This window comes from Fictibacillus sp. KU28468 (assembly GCF_026153615.1).
Lineage (GTDB): Bacteria > Bacillota > Bacilli > Bacillales > Fictibacillaceae > Fictibacillus_C > Fictibacillus_C marinisediminis.
Map to the genome: position 1 here is coordinate 1,707,317 of NZ_CP110666.1, position 26,544 is coordinate 1,733,860.

Sequence of the window (26,544 nt, forward strand, 5' to 3'; positions counted from 1 at the left end):
TGTAAAAATAATACAGGCAGAGATAAGCGCGTAGATTTTTCTATTTGTTTAAGCTTGGACGGGCAGTTTGGTGAAATTAAATAATGATGCAGTAGCTCTCAGTAAGCTATACTGTAGAGGACCTTAATAAACAAACGCTCAAAATTGTTTAAAAATAGTTAATAATTAAAAAGAAAACAGATAGAGAGCGTTTGTATTGAAGCATCCCTTTAGTTATGCATTTGTTAAACCAATACAATCTTTGAAATAAAAAAATATTTGTACTAATAAAATACATATTCCATACATGAGAGAACATTGGCCGTAATCATAATAAGGTTTGAGTTAATGTAACTTTCGCTTTAGCTTGATTTAATTGGTTAACATAGATATTTTTAGGCATCTTAATCTTTTTAAGTTTTATTACCATGGCAAACCGGTACCGAAGTCCTTTGCCAGGTTCCCACTTTCTTTTCTTCTTTTTTTTCGGTTCGCTGCTCTCTCCGCTGCAGAATTGAATAATCCTTTTTCCTCATTCGTTTCTGGAATGACTTTTGGCACGTTGGTAGGCTTACCGTCTTGATCAACTGCGACCATTGTTAAAAAAGAAAGTGCGCATACATTCCGTTCCCCTGATAGTAAGTCCTCTGCTATTACTTTAACAAATACTTCCATGGATGTTCTGCCTGCATATGTAACAAAAGCCTCTAGACAGACGGCATGACTGACATGAATAGGGTGCAAGAAGTCTACAGAATCAGTCGAAGCTGTAACAGTATTTCTACGGGAATGGCGCATTGCGGCAATTGAAGCTACATCATCTATATAAGCCATTAGTTTTCCACCAAACAACGTTCCATGATTGTTTGTATCAGGTGGTAACACAATGCTCGTTTTTACTACAAAAGAATCCCTGCATTTTTTTTGATCTATCATAATATAACGACCTTTCTTTTCTTTTTATAGGAAGTTAGCAGTTTTCTGAAATAAGCATAGGGAACTATTTATCATCTTGGTATTTAATAACTTCTATATGTTCATAGGTTTTTTTAACAACCATTAATAGTTGTTCATCATCCATATGGTTAGTAATTTCATTCGGTTTTTCACTTCTTTCCTCTGCCAAAAGAGTCAACTCCTTTCTCAACCACAGTATTAACGTTAGTTTTCTATTTCAATCAATTATAATTTCTATTGTCCAAATTGTTACTTACTGCAAGGGGATGTTGCAACAGGTTTCCTTTCTTAATGTATTTTTTACATCGCTCTAACTACTATTAGACTTGCCTTCGGAGGCGAATATGTGCGTTCCCATTTTTTTATATAGGACCGACAATTTATAGTCGATCAACCTCCTTTCTCATACGGTTCCTATCAATTCAACTTTTATACTTATCCAGAGGTTTGGTATAAGGATATTGAAGTTTATAATTTGGGGTATGAAACATACTGTCAAGAAGAGTTGAACTAGAAGGGATGTCTAAGGTGCAAGCATTTATGGATAACATGGAGGTGGCTTACCTCGAGTGCCATACTTTTGAAGGCAGAAGGGTTTTCCGAAAAAGTCGTGGCCGGTTTATCCAAAGGGAGGCGGATCTTATGATCTTAATCAAATCTTTAGAACAAAAGGGCTACATCACCAAAAGGGGGAAGGTTCTTGGCTAAAATCTATTTATTGCGACACGGAGTTACCGAGTGGAACGCGGCAGGAGACCGCTATTGCGGCTTAACAGATATCGATCTTTCCAAGCAAGGGGGCATACAGGCAGAGCGCGCTGCTGCCTATTTAAAGGATATTCAGTTTGATGCTGCCTATTCTTCTACTTTATGCCGTGCGTATAATACAGCTCAAACCATTGCGAGAAAACACAACCTGTGTATTCAAAAAGACGACCGGATTGTGGAAGCCGATTTCGGGTTGTGGGAAGGAAAAACAAGAACAGAATTTGAACAAGAAGACCCGCAAAGCTGGGAGGCATGGGTGAAAGATCCCAAAAGCAATCCGGCTGGGAAGACCGGTGAGACAGCGGAGAAGATCTTTAGCCGCATGAAATCATTTTTTGATGAAATTTCCAAAAATCATCCGGATGAAACCGTACTTGTCGTCGCCCATAGTACCGTTAACCGTATTTATATAGCAGGTGCCCTCGAGATGCCGTTCAAGCATTATCGCCGACTTTATCAGGAAAACACCGGTATAAATATCTTTGATCTCGAAAAGGATAGCTTCAAACTCCTGCACATGAATGTCGCAGAACATCTGAACGACTAATTCCCTGGTGCCGTAGGGTGCTTTTGGAAGAGCAGGAATTAGGAATTAAACCTTATACATTTGAATTTAACAAACGGAACAATACCCGCTTTCAAATTATCATTTGAGAGTGGGTTTTTGACTTTTAGGATCTTTGTAAGGATAGGGTACTATCTGATTCACTGTGCTCCAACGAAGCATCGTTTGAATTCATGGTTGGTTGTAATAGGTAAGGAGTTCATTAGGCTTCACGTTTCACAATCATTTGTATAAATCCAGTTTGAGTGACCGCCTTCCATTTTGGATAAACCATTGCTTTCATTTGCTATACTTCTTTTTTACAAGGCGGAGTTTAGGCAAAGGTATCTATGGTCTTATTGTTCTTGCCTTCCATCATTTCCATAAGCCCTGTTATCTCAAATAGTCGGCGGACGCGATTCGTCATGCCTTTTAGCATTAACGTACTGTTGTTCCTGATCGTTGAACGAATCACTCCAGCGAAAACTCCTAATCCAGCACTATCTATGAAATCAATTTGCTCAACATCAATAATTATTACTTGTTTAGTTTGTTCTGATAATGGGACAAGTATTTTTTTTAACATCGGTGCCGTGTAGCTCTGAACGTCTCCCGCTAATTTTAAATAATGTGTGCCGTTCGATTTTTCATGTGTAATTTTAAGATCCATAACAATCTCCATTGACATAGTCATAAGGCAAACCTCCAAGAGAAAGATTAGTTAACTTTATCGCAATTGTAGGGCACCTGTTTATACCAGGGCTCGTTGATTATTGCGTAAAGGGCAAAAGGCATTCATGACCGTTCTTTCAGTTATAGTTTAATACACAAATATAAAAGATTAGTGTGTAGATTATAAAGAATTATTAAGTACACATTAACCTGTATTTGGCTGGATGGTTCTTGTTTCAACAAAGTGCCCATTTCCCTAATGTAGAAACGAGAATATGTAGGTGGAAGCAATATCTCCTCTGAAAAAGTGTGGAAAAACTCACATAATAACTATAGTTTATTATTTCATCCCATGCCCCAAGTTAACCATTTCTGACAAACAAATAAACCCATTGGCCCTTTCAACCAATGGGTTGCTGTTTACTTGGCGTATAGCCGATAGCCGTAAGTTTTATCCGTTCCATTACCAAAAATGGTTGCAGTTGAAGGAGAAGAATCTGACTTATTGTCATACTTCCATTCCAATCTTAGGCTGATTTTCGCCATTGAAAATAATCAAGAACCCATAGTTAATGGAACAGAAGAGCTACACGCACTAAATATCATATTGGCCATCTATGAGTCTGCAAAAATAGGTAAACTTGTCAGATGCCAAGAGGCGTTTATGACGAAATAAGTTTATGCACTTTCCCAAGCCTAATAAGAAAAATACTGATGATAAAGATAGGAATTTTAAGAGGGAACGAAAGGGTTTTGTTTAAGTAAAACCCTAGAATAAAAGCAAGAAAAGCAGCCGTTTGGCTGCTTATATATTTAGGATGGTTTGACGTTCATTCACACGCTGTTTTTGTTCATTTTTAATATTAGCTTGAGCTGCTGCTAGGCGAGCAAGAGGCACTCGATATGGTGAGCAGCTTACGTAATCTAATCCTGCATCATGGAAGAATTGGATCGAGCTTTTTTCTCCTCCATGTTCTCCGCAAATTCCTGTTTTTAACCCTGGCTTTGTTTCTCTACCGAGTTTTACGCCAATTTCTACAAGTTTCCCTACGCCTTCTTGGTCAAGAGAGGCGAATGGGTTTTTCGGTAGAATTTTGTTGTCAATATAGGCCTGAAGGAACTTACCCTCTGCGTCATCGCGACTATATCCAAAAGTAGTTTGAGTTAAATCATTTGTTCCAAAGGAAAAAAAGTCTGCCTCCTGAGCAATTTGGTCAGCTGTTAAGGCCGCTCGCGGAACTTCAACCATCGTACCTATGAGGTAATCGTATTCCTGTCCTGTTTCTTCCTGAACTTGCAGCCCCGCATTAATGACCAATCGACGCATTTCTTTTAACTCATTAACATGACCAACCAAAGGAATCATTATTTCTGGTTTTACGTCGATTCCTTTTTTCATGACTGCAGTAATTGCATAAAAGATTGCTTTTGCCTGCATTACATAAATTTCGGGGTAAATCATGCCCATTCTGCAGCCACGGTGCCCTAACATAGGATTAAATTCATCTAATTGACGCACTTTTCTCAGAAGATGTTCCTTCTCTTTTAAATCTTTAGAATTTATGTCTGTCATCTGAAGCTTTGTTACTTCAACAAGCAGTTCTTCCTTATCCGGCAAGAACTCGTGAAGAGGGGGATCTAATAAACGAATCGTTACAGGGGATCCTCCCATCGCTTCAAAAATTCCTTCAAAATCATTTTGTTGCATTGGTAATAGCTTATGAAGAGCCTCTTCACGCTCCTCGTATGTTTCAGCCAGAATCATATCCTGAACAATAGGGATTCGATTGATGTCCATAAACATATGTTCTGTACGGCACAATCCAATTCCACCTGCTCCAAATTCAGCCGCTTTTTTGGCATCCTCGGGATTGTCAGCATTTGCTCTTACACCAAGTTTTCGTTCCTCATCGGCCCAAGTAAGCAACACTTGGAACTGGTCCGAAAGCTGTGGATCGATCATTGGGATCTCACCTAACATGATTTCACCCGTTGAACCATCAATCGTAATCATATCGCCTTGGTTAACCGTCGTAGTTCCTACTTTAAAAAGCTTTGATTTTAAATCAATTTTTAATGAATCACAGCCACATATACAAGCTTTTCCCATACCCCTTGCAACAACGGCTGCATGGCTAGTCATTCCTCCACGGCTTGTGATAACGGCTTGAGCAGCAACAATTCCATGAATGTCATCAGGTGTAGTTTCTGAGCGAACAAGAATGATTTTTTTGCCATCTTTCGCTAATCTCTCTGCTTCATCAGCATCAAATACGACTTCCCCTGTTGCTGCCCCAGGAGAGGCAGGTAGCCCTTTAGTAATCTGTTTTCTTTCATAGGAATCATCAATTCGACGATGGAGTAGCTGATTAAGCTGGTCGGGATCTACACGTAAAATGGCTTCTTTCTTATTAATAATTTGTTCTTCTACTAATTCAACGGCTATTCGAATGGCCGCTTGAGCTGTTCTTTTACCTGTCCGCGTCTGAAGAATAAATAGCTCACCGCGCTCTACCGTGAACTCAATGTCCTGCATGTCTTGATAGTGTTTTTCAAGCAGTTGACAAGTATCAACAAACTGCTGATAAACTTCGGGCATTTCATATTGAAGCGTCGCAATGGGTTGAGGTGTACGAATTCCAGCAACAACATCCTCTCCCTGTGCATTGATCAAATATTCACCATAAAGCTTAGCTTCTCCTGTAGACGGGTTACGTGTAAAGGCAACGCCAGTACCAGAATCGTTACTCATGTTTCCAAAAACCATACTTTGAATATTTACTGCTGTACCAAGGTGACCAGGAATTTTTTGAAGACGGCGGTATACAATCGCACGTTGATTATTCCAGGAATCAAAAACGGCACTGATGGAAAGGAATAATTGTTCCTTTGGATCCTCTGGAAAAGTTCTTCTCGCATGCTTCATAACAATTTCTTTATATCCTTTAATCACTTCTCGCCAATCTTCTTCAGTCATTTCGGGATCTGAAGTATATCCCTTTTTTTCTCTCGTTTCCTCTAAAAGTTGCTCAAAATAATAACTGTCCACATCGAGGACAACATCACTAAACATTTGAATGAACCTACGGTAGGAGTCATAGGCAAAACGCGGATTTTCTGTAAGCTTGGCCAATCCTTCCACAGTGTCATCATTCATACCAAGGTTTAATACGGTATCCATCATTCCGGGCATAGAGTGTACAGCACCAGAACGTACAGAAACAAGAAGGGGGTTCGATGGTTCTCCAAGTTTTTTACCTGTTTTTTCTTCAAGTTTACCAAGAGCTTCTAATACCTGAAATTTGACCTCTGTAGAAATCGATTTTCCGTCCTCATAATATAAATTACAGGCCTCAGTGGAAATAGTAAAACCATAAGGGACAGGTAACCCGATTTTTGTCATTTCTGCCAGGTTTGCTCCCTTACCTCCTAATAGGTCCTTTTTTTTGCTGTTTCCCTCGTCAAACATATATACAAATTTAGTCATCATATCAGCAAATACCTCTCTTTTTTTAATATGGCTAATATTGAATCAGCGGTCTCTTCAACCGCTTTATTTGAGACATTAATAACTGGACAGCCGATGCGTTTCATGATTTTCTCAGCATAATCTAATTCATCAAGAATCCGATCTAAATTTGCATAATTTGCTTGAGTTGCTAACCCTAAATTCTTTAATCGTTCCTTTCTGATTTCATTCAGTTTATCTGGTGTAATGACTAAACCCACGCATTTGTTTCTTGGAATATCAAAAAGCTCGTCAGGAGGTGTTATTTCAGGGACTAAAGGTACATTGGCCACCTTATAATTCTTATTAGCTAAATACATAGAAAGGGGGGTCTTTGATGTTCTAGAAACCCCAATTAATACAATATCTGCCCGTGTAATCCCTTGTACCTCTTGTCCATCATCATATTTTACGGCGAACTCAATCGCTTCAACTCTTCGGAAATAGTTATCATCCAATTTTCTCATTAATCTAGGTTCGCCTTTAGGTTCTTTATTAAATTTTTGACTAAATGCTGTCATAAGCGGATTCATTAAATCAACTGCGACAATCCCTTCTTCACGTGCCTTTCGATCGAGATATTCCTTTAAAGATGGAATGACAATCGTGTAGGCAATGATGCAATTACTATACTTCGATACAGCAATGACATTATTAAGATCTTTGTTATCCTCTACATAGGAAAAATTTTGGATTTCAATATCTTTCCCATTAAATTGAGACGCAACTGCTTTTACCATCAACTCAGCTGTTTCTCCAACCGAGTCAGAAACGACATAGACAAATTTTTTCTTATTCACATCCGAATCTCCTATTCTTGCATTTTAATGTCATCACTTCAGCAATTCTTATGTAATCGTCGTTTGGTAATCCATAAGAAGATCATCTTACATGTACTCCATTCACTTACACCAAATAGTGAATCTATTTAACAATTAATTAGAATTTTTGCTATAGAAATAAGCTTCACTATTGTGTTTGAAACAGTCAATGCTCTCGTCCCAATAGATAAGGAAGGTAAAACATTAAACTTGTAATAACTACCTACCAGTGATATTGCTAAATGAAATACAGATCCACTTTTTCATCCTTTGATTAAATTATGTTATACTATTTATCTTATAAAATGTATATGTGTTATACTATTTTATTTAAATAGTATACTATCATTAAATATAATGAGATACAATCCCTTTTCGAGGTATCTCGTAAAAAAGTTCAAAAAACAGGTAAGTCCCTCAGGTTTTCCGCAGTAAAGAACTAAATCAGTTGTCTGCTTCATGTTCGCTATAGATCGTTTATCACTGAAGATGGCTACTTTTTCAGGTTCAATTCGAAGAGAGGTAAATGATTGCAGGTACATTTAAAAGGAGAAAAAATCATTGCAGCAAAAGCCAACTGTAAAAAGCCATTAAGAATAACCCGAAAAAGAACGAGGAGGGATAATTTTTTTGTCAAATAAACATAAAATTTACGACGAAATGTAAAGTTTAGCATCCTAATGTTTTTACGGAATGTATAGTGAAAAATTCTGATAAAGCATGTATAGCAAGGATATTGAATTTTAGAATGATTATATACCTTTAGCCATTCTCTTTTTTTTACGCAAAAAAACCACCCTCCGCTTACATGAAGAAAATTCATGCCTCCAAACTATTCAGCCAAACAATGAAACCTATCGGTGCAGCTGCTGACCTTAGTTTCAGTGATTCCCGATTTGATACTGTAATCGACTATACCAATCAAACAATTAAAATCAATGATGACAAAGCTGTTGAAAAAGATCTGACTAATGCTCTTTTAGTTACTGAAAAAGCAGCTGAGGAGTATTTAAAAAAGTAATAAAGTTGGTACTTTGGAGCGATTCCAACCCGCATAAATTAAATTGTTTATTTGTACCCATACGTAACCAGTTGTGTTTTTATTATGGGTAAAATACTATTTAATTTACTGGTACAGCTTCATTTGCAGGGTGGGAAGTGGCAATCCCTTAATTAGAGGGGGTGTCGCTGATGGTTACTGTTACTGATAAACTAATGCTCATGATTTTTTTCGCATCACTGAACGTTGTAGTATTAATCAACACAAAAAGTAACCCACCTGCACGGCCAATGTAGGTATAGGTTACTTTTTTGTTACCTTATTTACTTAGCCACTGCAATTCTTGCAGAATAGCTGTGCTTAGGAGTATCAGTTAGTGCCCGGTGCCCGGTACTGACCGGGCATAAAGTGAATTGGCTGTGACTGGGGCTGCCCCTGCTGTCCAGGCACAAAATGTATAGGATGGGACTGATGCTGTCCCTGGTGCCAAGGTGTCCAATGTGCCGGATGGGTGTGAGGATGAGGTACATGGTGTCCATGTGACCAATGGATATGGTGGGGATGATGAACATGATGGGGATGATGTCCATGCGGCCATTGAGCGTGCTGGGTGTGTGGCATGTGATGCTGACTATGCTGGCTGCTATGATGACTATGTTGTTGCTGCACCATCACTCCTCCTGGAATCCATGCGCCAGGCTGCTGGTGTCGATTAACCAATCAAAAACCTCCCTTCATTCAATTTGAATTAGAAGTACTTCTCTATCAGTTTATAAACGTATAGAAAAACTGTTCTGATGATAATGCCTAAATCATATGTAAAAATCAACAAAAACAACCTTTTTATTATTATATTATAGTCTCTAAATCTCGATTTGTTGCCGCAATCTAACGTACATCAAAAGTATTACTTCAGTTCTGCCGACTCTGACCCTTTATATAGGAAGGAGATATTACTTTTTACAAACACAATCGTTTACGGAAGTGAATATGGACACAAATACAAAAGTTTTGTATTTAGAAGCGGATCGCTCCTGAATTTCCTTAAACATTCAGTGATGATTACGCTCCACCGAACAGTATAAAAATGCTGCTAATCTTCATATTCATTCAGACGGTCCAGTCCCGAAAGAAATGTACCTTAAGCAAAGGAGTAAAGATGTTGGAACAGAACGAACATCGTACGGATAGCTTTAAAATATAATTTCACGCACCGTATTTTAATACGGTGGCTATGAAATAAATAAGAAGTCGGATTGTGGGAAAATGAACATCGTTGCTTTGTAATTGAGATCATCCATCATATTCATAAAAAATCCTTTCCAAATCCTTTTAAGGGAGTAATTTGTAATTTCCTCACAAATTATTACACTCTTTGATACAGGGGATTTCTATGGGGATGGACACAATGAATTACTTCTAAGTGAAGCTTTACAAGGAATTCAGTGTCGAGGTTATAAAAATATAAATGAAAGGTGTTCCTTCATACATGAGGAAACACCTTTTTTAATGCTGTTACGTTAAGATTAGTGTAAGAGTTAGCTATGACGTTCTATACTACAATCGGTTTAGTCGTTTAATTAGCAATAATATTTTGGAAACACCACCGAAAACAATTTAAATTGCAAAAATAAGTGAGATCCATTTGTATTTTCTGGCAAATTTATGAAGCCTACCTATTTTGGTGGGTCTTCCTGAAAAAAATTAATCTATTTATCTTTATATAAGCTTGCGAATAATAGGAGGGGCAGTGCTACACCAGTTATGGAAAGAATAGTTGTCATATCCATACCCCCTCTTAATCCTCAATCGGATATTGAGATCAATCTATCACTTAAACGTAATTTTTTACAGGTTGTCCGATTTTCAAAGGAAAATTACAGGATAAATCCTGTAGTCTATTCTATGCGCTAGTTAAAAAGTTCCAAATTATTTGAAGCCACAAACGGGGTGGCCGCTTTAGACCTGGCTAAGCAAAATCGAATGGATGTTGTTCTTATGGATATTAAAATGCCTATTATGGATGGCTTAGTGGCGGCAAAAATGATCGAAAAGGATGTTCCGGATTGCCGCATTATCTTCCTTACTGCGTAAGATGGAAGTGACTTTCCCCATATTAAATCTGGTACATATGATTATTTATTAAAACCTGCTCACCCGAGTGAGATCAGGCAAGCCTTGGTCAAATATATACCTGTAGTAAAACGGTCGGTTTCAGCCTCTTTAGAGCAGCCTGTGACCATGACGATATTTTAACGGTCATGGAATACATAGAAAACAACCTTCACTTAGAATTAAATTTAGATACTTTATCTAGTTTAGTCCATCTTTATGGACAATATCTTAGCAGACTTTTTAAACAAGAGACGGGTTGCACGATCACTCAATATATTACAGTCTGTCGGCTTGAAAAAGCGAAAAAATGTTTTATCTACAGCAGTGAAAACGCAATGGAAATAAGCGAGAAATGTGGTTTTTCAGATCCAAATTACTTTGCAAGGGTGTTCAAAAAATACGAAGGGGTTACACCAACGCAATATCAGCAGCAATCTCTTATAGGGAGAAAAAAAGAATCAACTCATTCAATAATTTTGTAATGTAGAGTTGACGAGTAGATAAAAGAAATAAGTTCATGAAAAATTTTAAAATTTGTAATTAAATGAAAAGTCGGTTTTGCTTCTAAATCTCAGCAGGGTTTTAGATACCAGGGCTCTTATTCGGCTGTCTGGATTTAAAGGAATAGGTAAAACGAAGGTCATAATATAACGTTGTTTTTAAATATTATTGGTACCTATTTTCTTTTGCCTTGGTTTCACTTCTATTTTCTGTTAAAATAAAAAAGAATTATTTTTGTTCGGTGTAAAAGCAGTTTAAGTATTCGACTTTTCATCTTGATGATCACTTTGGGCAAGAATAGTAACATTTTGTGTGTTTAACGCACTAGGAGGAAATAATTATGGAACAAGGTACAGTTAAATGGTTTAATGCAGAAAAAGGTTTCGGATTTATCGAACGCGAAGGTGGAGAGGACGTATTCGTTCATTTCTCTGCTATCCAATCTGAAGGTTTCAAATCATTAGACGAAGGTCAAAAAGTTACTTTTGACGTTGAGCAAGGTGCTCGTGGACCTCAAGCTGCAAACGTTCAAAAAGCATAATAAATTATATAAAAACAGGTCCTTTTTAAAAGGATCTGTTTTTTTGTTTAAAAAAGTGCATTAAAAAACCCGCTCAACGCAAGAGCAGGTAAATGGTACAAGTAAAGTGAGGCTCGTTTAAATGGTTTAACTCAGTATAGCATAGCTATTGAAGATTTCCTAATTTAGGTACGTTAACCAAGGGAAATTTGCGATACATTTCTTTCAGCCGCTCTTCAATTGCTAGCGCATTAGCATAGATATCGATTGCCTCATAAACCTCACCGGCTTTCGCTGTTTGAGCAGCATGCTCCAGAAGGGCAGAGCCCCTCAAATTGGTATAGCAAGTCAGAAGGATTATGTGAGCGATTTTTAGTTCTGGACACCTTGGGTTCCTTTTTAGGTTGAATCGTTTCCTGATAGGAAAGACCTGTACCAGGAATCGATGCAGTTACCCGTGTCTTTCCATCCGCACCATGACTAACTCTCAATCCCTTTGTGCCGGCACTGATTCCAAGTATATTATAGGAAAGATGGCATAATAATAGTATGCTGGGTGGCACGTGGAAGTAGAATCAAATCAACTTTAGAGATCATCTTCTTAAAGTAGCCTAGCTTTTTTTTCAATGTCCTTTACAAGGGGTACAGATTAATATGGTACTGAGCTTTTATATATTTTAAGTGTGGCAATCATTCCTCTTTGGGACAGACACCTAACAAGCCCAACCCGGCATACAGATAAGAGTAACGAAAAAAGCCGGGAGGTGTCTGTATGTCCGGGTTGCTAGCCGTGGAGGCGTACTTTTTCAAAGAGGTAATGCTGTTTGTTTCGTATGTAAAAAACAATGCGTTTCCACAGCCCCTCTCCGAAAATGAGGAGAAAGAATACTTAAAGCTGATGGCCGAGGGAGATCAGGAGGCCAGAAGCAAACTGGTCGAACACAACTTGCGTTTGGTTGCACATATTGTAAAGAAATTTGAAAATACAGGTGAAGATACCGAAGATCTGATTTCAATCGGAACCATTGGGCTAATCAAGGAGATCGAGAGTTATTCAAGAGGGAAGGGAACTAAGCTTGCGACGTATGCGGCCCGTTGTCTGGAAAATGAGGTTCTAATGTCATTACTAAAGCTGTGTTTATATCCTAAATACATAAGAATCCTAAAATTAGGCTCTAATTTTTATCAAGATAACTGGTGAATTCTTTAAGATCTTAGCTGCCATCTCAGGCAGCTTTTCTTATTGAGCTAAAGGGCAGGTTAGTTTAAGAATGGTGTCTGTTTTTCTTCAACGGTTTGGGTGCGTTTATTGATCATTAAAAATCTGTTTTTTCATTGTTACAAGAGATAAATCAGGGCAGGTTGAAATTGTGTTTATGTTTTACAAAGGTATTCGTTTTAGTTTTTAACTGTGTAAATACATGCGCTTTAACAGGTATAAATATATGCACAATCGAATACGGAAGTGAAAACACATGCGCAAATACACATGTGTTTTTTCCTTAATATATAAGGTCTCAATTGTCTTCATGAATGAATCTTAAATGTATGAAAAGCAATGTACTGGTAAACACATCTCTTTACACATTAAGTAAAGAGATGTGTTTTATAATGAAAAAAGCAAATCAACAATTGCATGATATGGAAGATAAGTTGTACTAGCTGCTTTGTGAGTAATGAAATTTCGTTTTAGCAAGAAAATAACGACATGAACTCTCTCTTCTGTTCAATTAATATTTATGGAAGAAGGGGATTTCATTGGAAAGAGTTTTCCTGGATTTAAGATATGGTTTGGATCTAGTAATCTCTTTAGGTCCATCATTACATCAAGAGCATTTCCATGCTCTGCCCGCTGATACCTTATTTTCCCTAGACCTACACCGTGTTCCCCTGTACATGTGCCTCCATGTTGTAAGGCAAATTCTACGATAGCCTTGTTGATCTCATGTGCTTTCTTCCTATCATTGGGGTCATCAGGATCGATAACTAGAAGCGTATGGTAATTTCCATCTCCGATGTGGCCAATAACTGCACCATCTATATCGGCCTCTTCCATTTTCTTTCTGGCATGTTCAATGGAATCTGCAAGGCATGAGAGAGGAACACAGACATCCGTTCCTTCAATATGCTTCCCAGGAGATCCATGCCGAAATGCATAGGATAGGTGATGTCGTGCCTCCCACAGTTTTTTTCTCTCTTTAGAGTCTGACTCGTAAATAAAATCCACACATGCTTGTTCTTCCGCTATAAGTCTGGTAAACGCTGTTTCCTGCTCTAATCCGTTGTCGTTACCATGAAATTCTAAGAAAAGAGTGGGCATGACTGGATAGTCTGTCTCTTGAAATCGATTCATCTGTAAGATGGAGCGTGAATCGACCAATTCCATTTTAGCAATGGGAATGCCAGCAGTTAATATGGAGGTAGCAGTATTTAGGGCTTGTTTTACAGTAGGAAAGGCGGCTCTGGCCGCCATCACACATTCTGGAATACCATAAACTTTCAATGTGAGTTCCGTAAATACGCCTAACGTTCCCTCTGATCCCGTAAACAGCCCATTCAAATTGTAACCAGACGAAGATTTTACAGCTTGGCCTCCAGTATGAATTGTACGCCCATCTGCTAAAACAACCTCTAGATCTCGTACCTGGTCACGCATGATCCCATAGCGTACGGCCGTTGTACCGCTCGCGTTTGTGGCAGCCATTCCTCCTAAGGTTGCATCAGCTCCAGGATCTACAGAAAAGAATAAGCCATATTTTTTCAGTTCTTTATTTAACTGCAACCGGGTCACTCCTGGTTGTACTTTCACACAAAAATCAGAAGGATAAATCTCTAAGATTCGATTCATTAAAGCAAAATCCAGGGTGATTCCTCCCTGAACGGGGATGGCGTGCCCTTCCAGTCCAGACCCTGCTCCAAATGGAACAACAGGAATTCTGTGTTCATTTGCAAACGATAGAATGCGGCTAACGTCGTTGGCACTTTTGGGGAAAACGACAACATCAGGAAGATGCGGTTCATGGAAGGACTCATCTTGGCTATGTTGTTGAAGAATCGTCAGGTTCTGTGTGACTTGATCAGAAGAAAGGATCTTGGTTAGCTCCTCAGCAAGAATCATTCCCAGCCCTCCTTTAATGGATTGATGCACAAAAGTAAATTATGAATATACTGAAAATTCTGTTTACACCTATAGTAGCACACTATATAATTTTCTGTATACAGGATTTGGTATACAGAACGTAAAATGGATGAGGAGGAATGAACTTGAAGAAATGGCGATTGAAAACGGTGGGAATGTGTGGAACAGCAATCTTGGTATTGAGTTTACTCAATGCCTGTGCTCCACCAAAAGGCGCGGATCAAGCATCATCGAGTAAATCATCCGGTTCAAAAGAGGAGATTAAAATTGGCTTCGTTTCACAGCTTTCTGGCGGCGGAGCATTGTACGGGAAACAAATGGAAAATGGGGCCAAGTTAGCAGTGGATGAGATTAATAAGAAGGGCGGCATTTTGGGGAAAAAAATAAAGCTCATTATCCAGGATGATCAGGCCAATCCAAGTGAATCAGTAAAGGTGACCCAACGGTTAGTGACAGAGGATCGCATCAATGCATGGATTGGAACCCTGAAGAGTTCGGATACCTTAACGGATATCGGAATTACCTCCAAACAAGACATTCCTAGTTTTGTCCCTGTGGCGGTTGCAAACTCCATAACAGAATCAGACTATACCAACGTCTACCGAAACGTAGCCAACAACTCCATGCAGGCCAAAATGTTCGTAGACTACATATTAAAGAAACAGCCGCATAAGAAGCTGGCAATCATTGCTGAAAATACAGATTACGGAAGAGGGCTGTCTGAAGATTTTAAAAGCTTCTTTGAAAAAGGTGGCGGGGAAATCGTTAACGTTGAATATTACAACGTTGGACAAAAGGAATTTAACGACCAATTGACAAAAATTAAGAGCAAGAAACCAGACGGGATTGTCATTAGTGGACTTGTCGCCGAAGGTGCTCTTGTTTTAAAACAGGCCCAGGATTTGGGTATGAAAACACAATGGTATAGCTTTGGCGGTTTCAGTGGAGCGGCGCCTATTAAGTTAGCCGGAAAAGCAGCAGACGGTATGATTCATACCGAGTATTTCACGCCCATTAAAGGGGACAAAAAGATTGAGACGTTTGTAAAAGCTTATAAAACCAAATTTGGTGACAAACCCGATGCTTATTATTCCGCTGCAACTTATGATGCGGTAAACCTGTATGCAGAAGGAGTTAAAAAGGCAAAGACATTAGATAACAAAAAAGTGAATGACGCACTTCACTCTATCAGTAATTATCAGGGTGTCATGGGAAGCATTTCGTTCCAGGAAGACGGACAAGCCACCACAAAAGTTTGGATGGCACAAATCAAAGATGGTGCACAAACGGTTATTTTCCGTCCAGAATAAATTACTTTTACAGGAGGCAAGGATGGTTGAATTTGCGCAGACTCTTGTTAATGGGCTCGTTTTAGGAGCCTTGTATTCATTGGTTGCTTTGGGATTAACATTGATTTATGGAGTGATGGGCTTAGCCAATTTTGCGCAAGGGGAATTTGCGATGATTGGAGGATTCAGCGCTTTTTTCCTTGTACAAGAAGGTGTCTCCTATCCCCTGGCCGTAATCATCGGTTTTGCAGTGGCAGGAATCATAGGACTACTCGTACATCTTTTAGCGTTTTATCCACTGCGGCAAAGCAATCATATTAATATGATGCTTAGTTCATTAGGGGTTTCTCTTTTCCTGGTCAATCTTGCTCAATATTTATTCTCTCCTAACCCTCAGGTCGTAAAAAGCCCTTTATCTGGAGAAAGTTTTAACATGGGAGGCATCTTTATTTCGCAGCAGCGGGTGTTGATTGTGGTTATTAGCTTTATTCTGTGTTTGGCAACGTTCCTATTGTTAAAACATACAAAATTCGGGCGTTCCGTTCAAGCCGCTTCTCTTGATCCTGATACAGCGACACTTTATGGGGTCCCAACGAAACGAATATCCTTCATGACCTTCATATTGGGAGTGGCGTTGACGGGCATCGCCGGCGCATTGCTTGCTCCTGTTTATAATGTGTATCCCACCATGGGAATTTCCCTTACTTTAAAGGCATTCGTGGTAGTGGTTCTTGGAGGGATGGGAAATGTCTCAGGTGCGATCGCCGGAGGAGTTATTGTAGGGCTGATTGAGAGCTTTGCCGGGGGCTACATTTCGACCGGTTTTCAGGATGCCATCGTGTTTACGGTTTTATTTGTAGTCCTAATTTTAAAACCTCAAGGAATTCTTACCAAAGTGCAGGGGGAAAAGGTATGAATCGAAACCGGATCCTGTTTTGGACGTGTATTCTTGTAGGAATCATTTGTGTCCTATCTAGCCTGTATTTGCAAAACCTTTATATTTTGCGCGTAGCGGTTTTTGCAGTCATTGCGGCCATGCTAGCGGTAAGTGTGAACCTTCTGGTCGGTTATACAGGTCAGGTCTCACTCGGACAAGCTGGGTTTTATGGCATAGGTGCTTACACGGTCGGCGTTTTGACCACACAATGGCACTGGTCCTTTTGGCTGGCCTTGTTAGCTGCTTTCATTTTGACAAGTCTTACCGGATTAATTCTAGGATTGCCTACCACGCAGCTTAAAGGGCACTTCCTGGGGATAGCAACACTTGGTTTTGGGATTATTGTCAATGTGATTTTTAACAACTGGACATCGTTAACGGGTGGACCCAACGGAATAAGAGGAATAGCTCCACCGGAGTTGTTCGGTATTTCATTACAATATGAGAACTACTTTTTAGGGTTTTCCCTTTTTTGTTTAATGGTGGTTGTGTTATTGGTTCATCTCGTGGTTAATTCAGCCATCGGGAGAGCGTGGAAATGTATTCGGCACGATGAAATATCTGCACAAGTGAGCGGGATCAATGTTTACGGTTATAAACTCATGGCGTTTTCCTTAAGTGGAGGGATTGCTGGGATAGCAGGCGGTCTTTATGCGGGATTCATGACGTTTATCAGTCCGGAAACGTTTGATTTAAACCAATCCATTACCATTATCACGACGGCCATTCTCGGGGGGCCAGGTACGTTGTTTGGTCCATTAGTGGGAGCAGGGGTATTGACCGTTCTTAGTGAATCTCTGAGGGCTTTAAACGAACTTCGCCTCATCATATACGGAGCGATTCTTGTAACTGTTATCGTTTTCCTTCCAGAAGGAATCTATCCCTTTATCAGTAAGAAATTGAGAAAAAGGGGTATTGCGTCCCAACTAAAGCTAAAGGACCGTAGGAGGGAATTGGATGAGCAAGATTTTAGTCAAAGCTGAACAGGTATCTGTAAAATTTGGTGGACTCTGGGCGGTTAAGGAAGTGGATGTGGACGTAAAAGCGGGTGAGATTCTAGGAATTATCGGTCCCAACGGAGCAGGAAAGTCCACATTGTTGAATGTATTGACTGGCCTACAGCGGCCATCTGCGGGGCAGATCCAAATAGATAACGGATATGTTTCCAAGAAGGACGCCTGGCAAATGGTGAAAATGGGGATCGGCCGCAGTTTTCAAACCATTCGTCTTCTCAACGAATTGACAGTGATCGAAAATTTATTAATCGGAGGACATTTATATACGAAACGGGGATTACTTGACGTTTTGGGTAGGACCGTTCGATGGAGAAAAACGGAACAGCAAATCACCAATAAAGCAATGGAACTTCTGCAGCTGCTGGGGATTGGGCATAAAGCGCAGGAAGAAATAAGTGCCCTTTCCTTGGAGGAGAGAAGAAGGGTTGAGATTGCGAGGGCTCTTATGACTCGCCCGAAGGTTCTTTTGCTCGATGAACCGGGCGCAGGATTTAGTCCGCAAGAATCCGATCAATTATGCGAACTTATTCTCTCCATTCGAAATCGTGGGGTCTCTGTTGTTCTCGTTGAACACAATATGAAGGTCATTATGTCATTAGCTGATCGAATCATCGTGCTCGACCACGGACAAAAAATTGCAGATGGCACACCGAAGGAGATTTCTGAAGATGAGTTGGTCATTCAGGCATATTTAGGAGGGGAAGACCATGCTTGAGATCCAAGGAGTACGGAGCGGTTATGGCGACATTACGGTGTTACATGGTGTTAGCTTGAATGTAAACTTAGGGGAAATCGTGGGGATTTTAGGAGCTAATGGGGTGGGTAAAACCACCTTATTAAAAACCATTTCCAATTTAATAAAAACACGTGCCGGAACGATAAACTATCAGGGGAAAAACTTAACGCAAGTCCCGCCATCTAAACTCCTCAATCTAGGGATCGCCCATGTTCCTCAGGGCAGGAACATTTTCTCTAAGATGACAGTGGCTGAGAATCTTTACGTCGGGTTAGACAATGTGAAAAAAAGAGTCAACCCACAAGAACAGCTGGATTATGCCTTAGAATTATTTCCTAAGCTTAAGGAAAGATGGAATCAACTCGGTGGAACGTTAAGCGGGGGAGAGCAGCAGATGCTGGCGATCGCGCGAGCACTCGTGACAAAACCCACCTTGTTGATCCTAGATGAACCGTCGATGGGCTTAGCTCCTATCATTGTCAGATCCGTATTTAACGCGGTAAAGAAAATTGCACAAGACGGAACTACGATATTATTGGTGGAGCAAAATGCTGTGGCAGCTTTAAATGTAATTGATCGGCTTTATGTCATGGATATGGGAAGAATGGTTTATGAGTCCCAAGAAATGAATGATAACGAATTAAAGAAAATCAAAGAGGTTTATCTAGGTGCAGGGTAATTACAAGTGTTGAAGTCGACTGACGATAAGCAGGGAAGGACAGGAGTGAGACAATATGCTGAAAAAATTAACTCAATCAGAAACATTGGCAGAACAGGCATATCGTGAAATCAAGCAGGCCATCATCGAAGGGAGATTTTCTCCAGGTGAACATTTACCCGAGGAAGCGATCGCTTCGATGTTAGGTATTAGCAGGACTCCTCTAAAAAAAGCCATTGAAAAACTATCATATGAAGGTTTAGTAGATTTGCGCTCCGGAAAGATCGCTCGAGTGGCTGAGTACACCCCCAATGATATCGAAAACTTTCTGCAGCTGCGTGTGCTGTTGGAGCCCTTCAATGTTGAACAGATTGTGAGAATACCAATCTCGGAGGAGAAGATGAGCGAGCTTGTTGAATTGGTGGAAGAACAGAAAAAAGCCATTGAAGATAACGATTTGTACCAATTTATTCAGCTAGATGCCGAATTTCACCTTTCATTAGCGAAGCTGAATTCAAATCAAAAACTCCAGCAATTTATTGAACAACTGAACAATAACCTCCATCGCCGGTATCTAATACTGTCAAAGACATTGGAGTATGGTTCCAAAACGGCATACGAAGAACATGTATCCATTTTAAAGGCTCTTCAAAAAGGAAATCCAGAGGAAGCGGGTAGAGCGATGAAAACACATATCCAGAACGTTGAAAACAGGATAAGAGGGTATCAAGCTTCCTCTTTACACTGAGTTAAGTTGGAGGTTCGGCATGAAACATCTGGTGAATAAAAGGGTAAAAAAGTTAGAGGTCACAGGTATACGAAAATTTTCGAACATGTTAGTGGATTACCCCGAAGCCATTAATTTAACGCTTGGACAGCCAGACTTTCATACACCAGACCATATTAAGAACATAGGAATATCCGCCATTATCGAAAATAAAACAGATTATACAATGAACGCCGGATTGCTTGAGCTGAGAACAGCCGTAAGTAATATTATGTATGATAAGTACAGGCTAGCCTACAACCCTGAAAACGAGATCATTATAACGAATGGAGCGAGTGAGGCGATCGATACGGCTTTCCGTACCATACTAGAAGAAGGCTGTGAAGTTATCTTGCCAGCGCCGACTTATCCAGGATATGAGCCGTTAATCGAACTTTGTGGGGCCGTACCCGTTTATCTAGATACGAGTAAAAACGGATTTTTACTGACTGCAGAGATGATAGAAAAACATGTGACAAAGAAAACCCGTTGTATCGTGTTAACCTATCCGTCAAACCCCACAGGGAAAGTAATAGGTGAGGGAGAGCTCGAAAAGATCGCGCGGCTTCTTATCGATAAAGAAATTTTTGTCATTTCAGATGAAATCTACAGCGAACTGGTTTATGACGGAAGCCATCATTCCATTGCTTCGTATTCTAGTTTACGTGCCAAAAACATTGTAGTGAACGGTATATCCAAATCTCATTCCATGACCGGTTGGCGAATCGGCTATGTCTGTGCACCCTCGTACCTGGCGGAGGAAATGCTGAAAGTTCATATGTATAATTCCGTTTGTGCTAGTTCTATCAGTCAATACGCTGCCATTGAAGCGTTAACTAATGGAACGAATGATCCATTGGAAATGAGAAAGGAATACAAAAAGCGGAGAGATTACATGTATGAGCGGCTGGTCAATATGGGGTTTGATGTCGTTAAACCAGACGGTGCCTTTTACCTCTTTCCTTCTATTAAAAAGTGGAACATGAAATCGTTTGATTTCGCCATGCAGTTGCTTCAATCTGAGGGAGTGGGGGTGGTGCCTGGTGATGCATTTACACCTTTCGGAGAAGGTTTCATCCGAATCTCTTTTGCTAATTCTCTTCAACAATTAGAAGAAGGATTAAATAGGATAGAAAGGTTTGTTAAGAATAAAAAAATCAATAGGGTTAATATTCCGAAAGGGCTAGTTCCTAAAAACCGTATCGAATAGCAAACCAGAGGAGCTGTTTTGATTAAAGATGAAACAGCTCCTGTTTTGAAGGATATGGCGGATTAAACAAGCGATTACATTAGGACTAACAGTTATTTACTCGCGATGTATAGAAAACTAGCATTAAGTCGTTCTTTAAAGAACAACAGCGGCGCCTATGCTAACGGTTATAAAACAAGTCGGCTTTATTAATTACCCCTAGCCAATAGGTCTTATTCAGTTTGCCCTGAATCTGTTTTTTTTGTAGAACATGTTGGTTACGCCTATACCGCCTTACCAGACTTGAGCGACTTGAGTGATTTCAATTACCTCCCAAACGGGCAAAAAAGTGACTTTTATATTGTTCCTCAAATTCCAGTCGATACCATGGTTTTAAGAAATTCCGCAAAGCGCCACCATTAATCTCTATCATTCTGTACGACAATTTTCCCCTTTTTCGATGGACGAACCTGTAGAATTAGGAGGTACTGATACCTCGCCAAATCCGATTGAATATGTGGCTGCAGCTCTCAATGGTTGCAATGGGGTAATGATTCCGTTAGTAGCCCAAGAAATGGGCTTTACTTTTACTGGAGTTGACTTCAAAACGAGCGGAATTTTAGATACACGCGGACTCATGGGAGAAGAAGGACTATCACCGAATTTTCAAAAAATTGGTTTTCACAAACAAAGGAAAGCGAAGAGAGAGTTCAACAATTGAAACAAGAGGTGGAGCGCAGATGCCCGGTTTATAATCTCTTTGTAGATGCTAACATTGACATTCATACCGTTTGGAAGAAGAAATAGAATTTAGAAGCGTAAGGTTAATAATAGACAGTAATAAAAGACTCTTAGGTGGTGAGAAGATGGCTCCGGTTTAGGCTGGCCCTTCTACCCGGAGTCGGGGGTTAGTCACCCCCGACTACTCGATTATAAAGCTAATTAGCTAATTTTGACCTATTCACCAAACTAAATATCTTTGTTGAAGGTATTAAATGTTATTACCAGTGCATTATGATTGTTAGCATTTTATCCGTTGATTTTTAATGATAAATATCTATATTATAAAAAATAAGAAACCCCCTCTCAAAATGAAACTATTGAGAGAGGGTTGTCGACGGATATCTAACTATTCCTAACCATATTCTTCTACTTATTTAATACAGTACTTTCTGATTTCTGCAAGGTATTGTACGAAATACTTAAATCTATATTTTGTCCAGATTTTCTAACGGCTGGCTGGTAGTTTTGATTAAAATCAAGACTTAGTATACCAGGAACAGAATAATGACCTGCCGGGTCTACTGCGTATTTGCAATAAACGATCATTTCAAGGTCAATATCTGCATATGCAAAACCCTCTTCATTTTTCGGAACAATATTACTGATTACCGTACTCTCAGGTGAGATGATTTGTGTACATCCACCACCTTGCTGGATAATTTGTCTTTGATAATCATTTTGACAGAGTTTATCAATCATTTCTTGTGTAATAATTTGTGTAGACATTAACGTAAAGCAACCCGCTGCTGCTGAGTAATATTTACTTGCCGTCACATTTGGTCCTTCTGTAAATAGGGTACCTATGTTGCAGCTAAAGGCTGGCCATGATCCTACATGAACCTGTTCATTTAATGAATTCATTGCAGCAATATTTAATGGAATCATATGTTCCCAGCATTGGAGTCCACCTAAATTTCCAATTTCTGTGTCGAAAACCTTCATCATGCTCCCATCACCTTCGCCCCATATGTAGCGTTCAGCACCTGTTGGCTTCAGCTTACGATGTTTCCCCATCAAATTTCCATTCGGATCAAACCAAAGTTGGGTGAGATAGAGAGAACCACCGTCAAGTTCAGTTACGGAAACACAAACGTAAGTTCCAGTATTTTTAGCAGCTTCACTAATCTTGCTTACCGCTTTGCCTGGAATCTCAACTGCGTTTTTATATAATTCTGCATAATATGGGGCACCATATGCGCCGGGATCACCTAACCAGATCCACCATGGGTAACCAGGAATAAAAGATTCAGGAAAAGCTACTAGAGTCGCTCCATTGTTTGCAGCTTCTTCTATCAATTTACATGTTTTCTCAACAGTAGCATCCAAATCTAGAAATACAGGGGCTGCTTGAACAGCTGCAGCACGGAATTTAGGATAAGTCTTTCCCATAATTAAAACCTCCTATTATAATTTTGTGATACGGTTGGAAGTATTGTAAAAGCAATAAAGCATAGATGAGAGTAATGAAAATTTGAACACCTGCATAAACTTATTATTATGATAGCGCTTCTGAATTTAAAGTTAATTTAAGTTTATTAGAACGGCACTCTATTAGTCAACATATATTATTCGAATTTTCCGAAAATACCCCTGATAGATAGATTTAGTTGTGAGTGTTCAACAAAATTCAGATGAGTTAGGGATATCATGATCGACTTGAAACCACTATTTCAACCAGACGAAGGAAATAGATGCGTATAAACAGTGAAAGAGTTATAAAGCTGAAAATTTACGATTCGTAACGCAAAAGGGTGAAATACAAAAAGAGACATAAAAAAAGCAGACGCGCGTCTGCTTTCCTCCTCCGGATCATTGAATGCTGGAAAGCGATTTATCGAGGAAAAAGCCAGACGATTTAATGAAAACAACCGAATTTCAAAAGAAATCTTTTCAAAAAGCAAAAAAAAATAAAACATGATATATTTTCAAAGGACTTGCAGGCTCGGTCATATGACCGTGCTTGCAAGTTTTTTTGTTGCAATATTCTTGAAATAACATTTGTTATTGGATATGAAGTTCATGAGAAAAATGTGATTTACCATAGAACAGTCAAATAGCCTTGGATGGTGGAATTACCAATCGATGCCATTGCAGCTGGAATGAAAGCACAAATTATTCAAACGGAAAAGGGTTTGAAAAGTATTTGACACGGTAGGGGGAGAAAACCTCAATCGTTCTTTTGAAGCCGCCGCGATGCATGGAACGGTCAGCCATTGCAGCCCGCTCACCACATAATCTTTCACCAATGCAAGCTTGATTTAATAGATGAGTATAAAATTACGGTTTCACCCGTCCTGATTGGCAGCGGGTTGCCGTTATTCCAAGATCTCAAGGAGAAGATCAATCTTAAACTTATCGAAAACAAGACATTTGATTCTGGAGCCATAGGCCTCGTTTACCAGACGGTTAGATGAACTTGTCTCCTAAAGTAGATTACGCTAACCGGATTACGTTAGCACAATAAAAGCAGCGGCAGTCTAGGTCTTTCGAGTTCCTAGTCCGTCACTGCTTTTTTTACGAGTCAGTCTAATTCAGTTTGTCGGGTGATCTTGTCGGTAAGATTGGATCTTCCACAAACGGGTGCATTTCTCAAAAAAGGAGATATGCACTTTTTTATTGAATTTATTAAACTAACGAGGAGTTTTTCTAAAATAAGATGTTTCAGTATTTATCACAAAAGTGAAACATTGTATTGCTATCCGAAATTCAGTACAAATCTTATAAAAAAACGTCTAAATGTGGTCACCATGATCTGTATAAGCTTTTCTGTGAAATAACAGCTAATTATTTGGAATAAATTATACTCTCATGCCCATATTTCCATTTAGATAATTTGACAAAGATTTTTTATGATTGTTGTCGATTTTGCTTTTACTTGTTCGTTGTATTTATACAAAGGCCGAGCATGAATGGTCTTCTAAAAAGAAAGTGACTAAGAATAAGGAGGAAGATGTATGCTGTTTATGTTGATTGTCAAAGCCTCGAAAAATTCGGAAGCTGGAAATCGCCCGAGTTCTGAGCTTAATGAAGCTATGAGTAAGTACAATGAGGAATTAGTTAAGGCAGGTGTCCGGGTCGCAGCTAAAGGACTTCATCCAAGTTCAAATGGGATGCGCATTTCCTATCCAATACCAGGGGAAAAGCCGGTGGTGACTGATGGCCCATTCACGGAAACGAAAGAATTAATTGCCGGGTTCATTCTGATTGATGTGAAGTCGAGGGAAGAAGCCATTGAGTGGGCGATGCGGATGCCGGACCCGCAAGGACATGGGGAAGGTCAGATTGAATTGCGTCAAGTTTTTGAGGCGCCGGAGCTGACCGAAATGTTGGCAAAAGAAGCTGAATTACGCGAGAAATCAAAGTAGTGAAGACATATGAAACCCATCGTACCATTGAAGGGGTCTGGACAGTCGAATCAGCCAGAATCATTGCTGGTGTTGCCCGAATTGTTCAAGATGTCAGTATTGCAGAAGATTTAGCGCAAGATACGTTGGCCATTGCAATGGAAAAATGGCCGGAGTCAGGCATACCGGAAAAACCGGGAGCATGGCTTATGACTGTTGCCAAACGTCGGGCGATTGATTTTCTGCGTCAAAACAAATTACGTGATCAAAAGTATGAGGAAATCGGGCGTAATATGGAATTCAAAACGGACTATGATTCAATTGAAGAGGAAATCAATGACGATCTCCTGCGTCTCATCTTCACCACATGTCATCCGGTGCTTTCCAGGGAAGCTCGAGTCGCGCTAACGCTTAAACTGTTATGCGGATTAAAGACTGATGAAATTGCGCGAGCATTTCTTATGTCGGAATCAACCATTGCACAACGAATCGTAAGAGCAAAGCGTACACTTTCTGCTTCAAAGGTACCTTTTGAAGTTCCCCATGGACTTGAGCTTTCAAGCCGTATTTCATCAGTTCTGGAAGTGATCTATCTCATGTTTAATGAAGGATATGTTGCAAACGGCGGTGAGAACTGGATTCGTCCAACACTGTGTAATGAAGCCATACGTCTTGGCCGGATTTTGGCGGAAATTCTCCCTGAGGAACCGGAAGTGCATGGCCTGATTGCCCTCATGGAAATCCAGGCCTCACGTTTCAAAGCTCGCATTGGTCCATCAGGAGAGCCGATATTGCTTCAGGATCAGAATCGGGTGCTTTGGGATGATCTTTTGATTCACCGTGGCTTTTCGGCGCTTAAGCGGATTGAGCAAATTGGTGGTACCTATGGTCCGTACTCACTGCAAGCATCTATAGCTGCTTGTCACGCCAAGGCACGAACAGCAACGGAAACGGATTGGCAAGAAATCTCCGCCCTATACGATGCCCTTGCCCTGGTGGCACCTTCTCCCATAGTGGAATTGAATCGTGGGGTTGCTATATCGATGGCATTTGGGCCGGAGGCAGGGTTAAAGATTGTTGATTCTCTACTTTTGGATCAGGTGTTGAAGAACTATCATTTGCTTCCGAGCGTAAAGGGCAATCTTCTCCTAAAGCTAGGGAGAAAGAGGGAAGCATTTGAAGAATTCCAGCGTGCTGCTTCGTTAACACAAAATGTACAGGAACAGAAATTCCTATTGAAACAGGCTAAAGTTTGTATGGAATAAAAAATATATTAAAGTTTTGTGGACTTCACAGTTAGAT

General features: G+C 39.8%; 24 protein-coding genes and 3 pseudogenes. 19 read left to right on the plus strand and 8 right to left on the minus strand.

Annotated features, from left to right (window positions below; genetic code table 11):
• Positions 1–402 precede the first annotated feature (402 nt).
• Complete coding sequence (locus OKX00_RS08780; RefSeq protein WP_265410136.1) at positions 403–915, minus strand: acyl-CoA thioesterase; 513 nt, start codon at positions 913–915, stop codon at positions 403–405.
• Positions 916–979: 64 nt separating this feature from the next.
• The gene (locus OKX00_RS08785; protein WP_255357561.1) at positions 980–1,105 is read right to left on the minus strand and encodes a hypothetical protein; all 126 of its coding nucleotides are present in this window, start codon (positions 1,103–1,105) and stop codon (positions 980–982) included.
• Positions 1,106–1,636: 531 nt separating this feature from the next.
• On the opposite strand from OKX00_RS08785, the gene OKX00_RS08790 reads away from it, so the two are divergent.
• Positions 1,637–2,251, plus strand: coding sequence for a histidine phosphatase family protein (locus tag OKX00_RS08790; protein WP_265410137.1), 615 nt, complete (start codon positions 1,637–1,639; stop codon positions 2,249–2,251).
• A 331-nt stretch (positions 2,252–2,582) separates the two neighbouring features.
• Here OKX00_RS08790 and OKX00_RS08795 read toward each other — a convergent pair whose 3' ends face one another.
• From OKX00_RS08795 to OKX00_RS08805, 3 genes are all read right to left on the minus strand, one after another.
• A complete protein-coding gene (locus tag OKX00_RS08795; protein WP_265410138.1) occupies positions 2,583–2,942 on the minus strand; it encodes an STAS domain-containing protein in 360 nt (119 codons plus the stop codon).
• 783 nt (positions 2,943–3,725) lie between these two features.
• Positions 3,726–6,407: a pyruvate, phosphate dikinase gene (gene ppdK, locus OKX00_RS08800; protein ID WP_265410505.1), complete on the minus strand. Its 2,682-nt coding sequence runs from the start codon at positions 6,405–6,407 to the stop codon at positions 3,726–3,728.
• Positions 6,407–7,228 carry a pyruvate, water dikinase regulatory protein gene (locus OKX00_RS08805; protein ID WP_265410139.1) on the minus strand — a complete coding sequence of 274 codons (822 nt, stop codon included), beginning with the start codon at positions 7,226–7,228 and terminating at the stop codon, positions 6,407–6,409. Before OKX00_RS08805 ends, ppdK begins: the two co-directional genes overlap by 1 nt.
• Before the next feature lie 868 nt (positions 7,229–8,096).
• On the opposite strand from OKX00_RS08805, the gene OKX00_RS08810 reads away from it, so the two are divergent.
• The 5 genes from OKX00_RS08810 (at position 8,097) to OKX00_RS08825 (ending at position 11,406) form a co-directional block, all read left to right on the plus strand.
• Positions 8,097–8,270: a hypothetical protein gene (locus OKX00_RS08810; RefSeq protein WP_265410140.1), complete on the plus strand. Its 174-nt coding sequence runs from the start codon at positions 8,097–8,099 to the stop codon at positions 8,268–8,270.
• Positions 8,271–8,749: 479 nt separating this feature from the next.
• Complete coding sequence (locus OKX00_RS08815) at positions 8,750–8,965, plus strand: hypothetical protein (RefSeq protein ID WP_265410141.1); 216 nt, start codon at positions 8,750–8,752, stop codon at positions 8,963–8,965.
• 1,234 nt (positions 8,966–10,199) lie between these two features.
• Positions 10,200–10,343 carry a response regulator gene (locus tag OKX00_RS08820; RefSeq protein ID WP_265410142.1) on the plus strand — a complete coding sequence of 48 codons (144 nt, stop codon included), beginning with the start codon at positions 10,200–10,202 and terminating at the stop codon, positions 10,341–10,343.
• Between the two features lie 167 nt (positions 10,344–10,510).
• Positions 10,511–10,846, plus strand: coding sequence for a helix-turn-helix domain-containing protein (locus OKX00_RS23325; RefSeq protein WP_416054312.1), 336 nt, complete (start codon positions 10,511–10,513; stop codon positions 10,844–10,846).
• Between the two features lie 359 nt (positions 10,847–11,205).
• A complete protein-coding gene (locus tag OKX00_RS08825) occupies positions 11,206–11,406 on the plus strand; it encodes a cold-shock protein (RefSeq protein WP_026694123.1) in 201 nt (66 codons plus the stop codon).
• A 260-nt stretch (positions 11,407–11,666) separates the two neighbouring features.
• Here OKX00_RS08825 and OKX00_RS23330 read toward each other — a convergent pair whose 3' ends face one another.
• Positions 11,667–11,948, minus strand: coding sequence for a DUF4236 domain-containing protein (locus OKX00_RS23330; protein WP_416054313.1), 282 nt, complete (start codon positions 11,946–11,948; stop codon positions 11,667–11,669).
• Between the two features lie 209 nt (positions 11,949–12,157).
• Between OKX00_RS23330 and OKX00_RS08830 the strand changes: the two are divergent.
• Positions 12,158–12,520: pseudogene (locus OKX00_RS08830) on the plus strand (sigma factor); the annotation flags it as partial.
• 591 nt (positions 12,521–13,111) lie between these two features.
• Here OKX00_RS08830 and OKX00_RS08835 read toward each other — a convergent pair.
• The gene (locus tag OKX00_RS08835) at positions 13,112–14,503 is read right to left on the minus strand and encodes an FAD-binding oxidoreductase (protein WP_265410143.1); all 1,392 of its coding nucleotides are present in this window, start codon (positions 14,501–14,503) and stop codon (positions 13,112–13,114) included.
• 146 nt (positions 14,504–14,649) lie between these two features.
• On the opposite strand from OKX00_RS08835, the gene OKX00_RS08840 reads away from it, so the two are divergent.
• The 8 genes from OKX00_RS08840 to OKX00_RS08875 all read left to right on the plus strand — a co-directional run bounded on the left by OKX00_RS08840 (position 14,650) and on the right by OKX00_RS08875 (position 21,836).
• Positions 14,650–15,834, plus strand: coding sequence for an ABC transporter substrate-binding protein (locus tag OKX00_RS08840; protein ID WP_265410144.1), 1,185 nt, complete (start codon positions 14,650–14,652; stop codon positions 15,832–15,834).
• Between the two features lie 22 nt (positions 15,835–15,856).
• The gene (locus OKX00_RS08845) at positions 15,857–16,729 is read left to right on the plus strand and encodes a branched-chain amino acid ABC transporter permease (protein ID WP_265410145.1); all 873 of its coding nucleotides are present in this window, start codon (positions 15,857–15,859) and stop codon (positions 16,727–16,729) included.
• Entirely contained in the window at positions 16,726–17,733 is a 1,008-nt protein-coding gene (locus OKX00_RS08850; RefSeq protein WP_265410146.1) for a branched-chain amino acid ABC transporter permease, read from the plus strand. The genes OKX00_RS08845 and OKX00_RS08850 overlap by 4 nt, the downstream gene beginning before the upstream one ends.
• Positions 17,708–18,481, plus strand: a complete 774-nt coding sequence (locus OKX00_RS08855) for an ABC transporter ATP-binding protein (protein ID WP_265410147.1) — start codon at positions 17,708–17,710, stop codon at positions 18,479–18,481. The genes OKX00_RS08850 and OKX00_RS08855 overlap by 26 nt, the downstream gene beginning before the upstream one ends.
• Complete coding sequence (locus OKX00_RS08860) at positions 18,474–19,181, plus strand: ABC transporter ATP-binding protein (protein ID WP_265410148.1); 708 nt, start codon at positions 18,474–18,476, stop codon at positions 19,179–19,181. Before OKX00_RS08855 ends, OKX00_RS08860 begins: the two co-directional genes overlap by 8 nt.
• A gap of 55 nt (positions 19,182–19,236) precedes the next feature.
• Positions 19,237–19,908 (plus strand): GntR family transcriptional regulator, encoded by a 672-nt coding sequence (locus OKX00_RS08865; RefSeq protein ID WP_265410149.1) that lies wholly within the window; start codon positions 19,237–19,239, stop codon positions 19,906–19,908.
• 19 nt (positions 19,909–19,927) lie between these two features.
• Positions 19,928–21,136: an aminotransferase A gene (locus OKX00_RS08870; RefSeq protein WP_265410150.1), complete on the plus strand. Its 1,209-nt coding sequence runs from the start codon at positions 19,928–19,930 to the stop codon at positions 21,134–21,136.
• Between the two features lie 439 nt (positions 21,137–21,575).
• Positions 21,576–21,836, plus strand: coding sequence for an OsmC family protein (locus tag OKX00_RS08875; RefSeq protein ID WP_265410151.1), 261 nt, complete (start codon positions 21,576–21,578; stop codon positions 21,834–21,836).
• Between the two features lie 428 nt (positions 21,837–22,264).
• On the opposite strand, the gene OKX00_RS08880 is transcribed toward OKX00_RS08875, so the two are convergent.
• Positions 22,265–23,287 carry a carbon-nitrogen hydrolase family protein gene (locus OKX00_RS08880; RefSeq protein WP_062234751.1) on the minus strand — a complete coding sequence of 341 codons (1,023 nt, stop codon included), beginning with the start codon at positions 23,285–23,287 and terminating at the stop codon, positions 22,265–22,267.
• Positions 23,288–24,011: 724 nt separating this feature from the next.
• On the opposite strand from OKX00_RS08880, the pseudogene OKX00_RS23335 reads away from it, so the two are divergent.
• From OKX00_RS23335 to OKX00_RS08890, 4 genes and pseudogenes are all read left to right on the plus strand, one after another.
• Positions 24,012–24,152, plus strand: a pseudogene (locus OKX00_RS23335) (quinone oxidoreductase); the annotation flags it as partial.
• Positions 24,148–24,312: pseudogene (locus tag OKX00_RS23230) on the plus strand (dihydrofolate reductase); the annotation flags it as partial. The pseudogenes OKX00_RS23335 and OKX00_RS23230, both read left to right, overlap by 5 nt.
• Before the next feature lie 540 nt (positions 24,313–24,852).
• Positions 24,853–25,263: a YciI family protein gene (locus OKX00_RS08885; protein ID WP_265410152.1), complete on the plus strand. Its 411-nt coding sequence runs from the start codon at positions 24,853–24,855 to the stop codon at positions 25,261–25,263.
• Positions 25,263–26,507, plus strand: a complete 1,245-nt coding sequence (locus tag OKX00_RS08890; RefSeq protein ID WP_265410153.1) for an RNA polymerase sigma factor — start codon at positions 25,263–25,265, stop codon at positions 26,505–26,507. Before OKX00_RS08885 ends, OKX00_RS08890 begins: the two co-directional genes overlap by 1 nt.
• Positions 26,508–26,544: the final 37 nt, after the last annotated feature.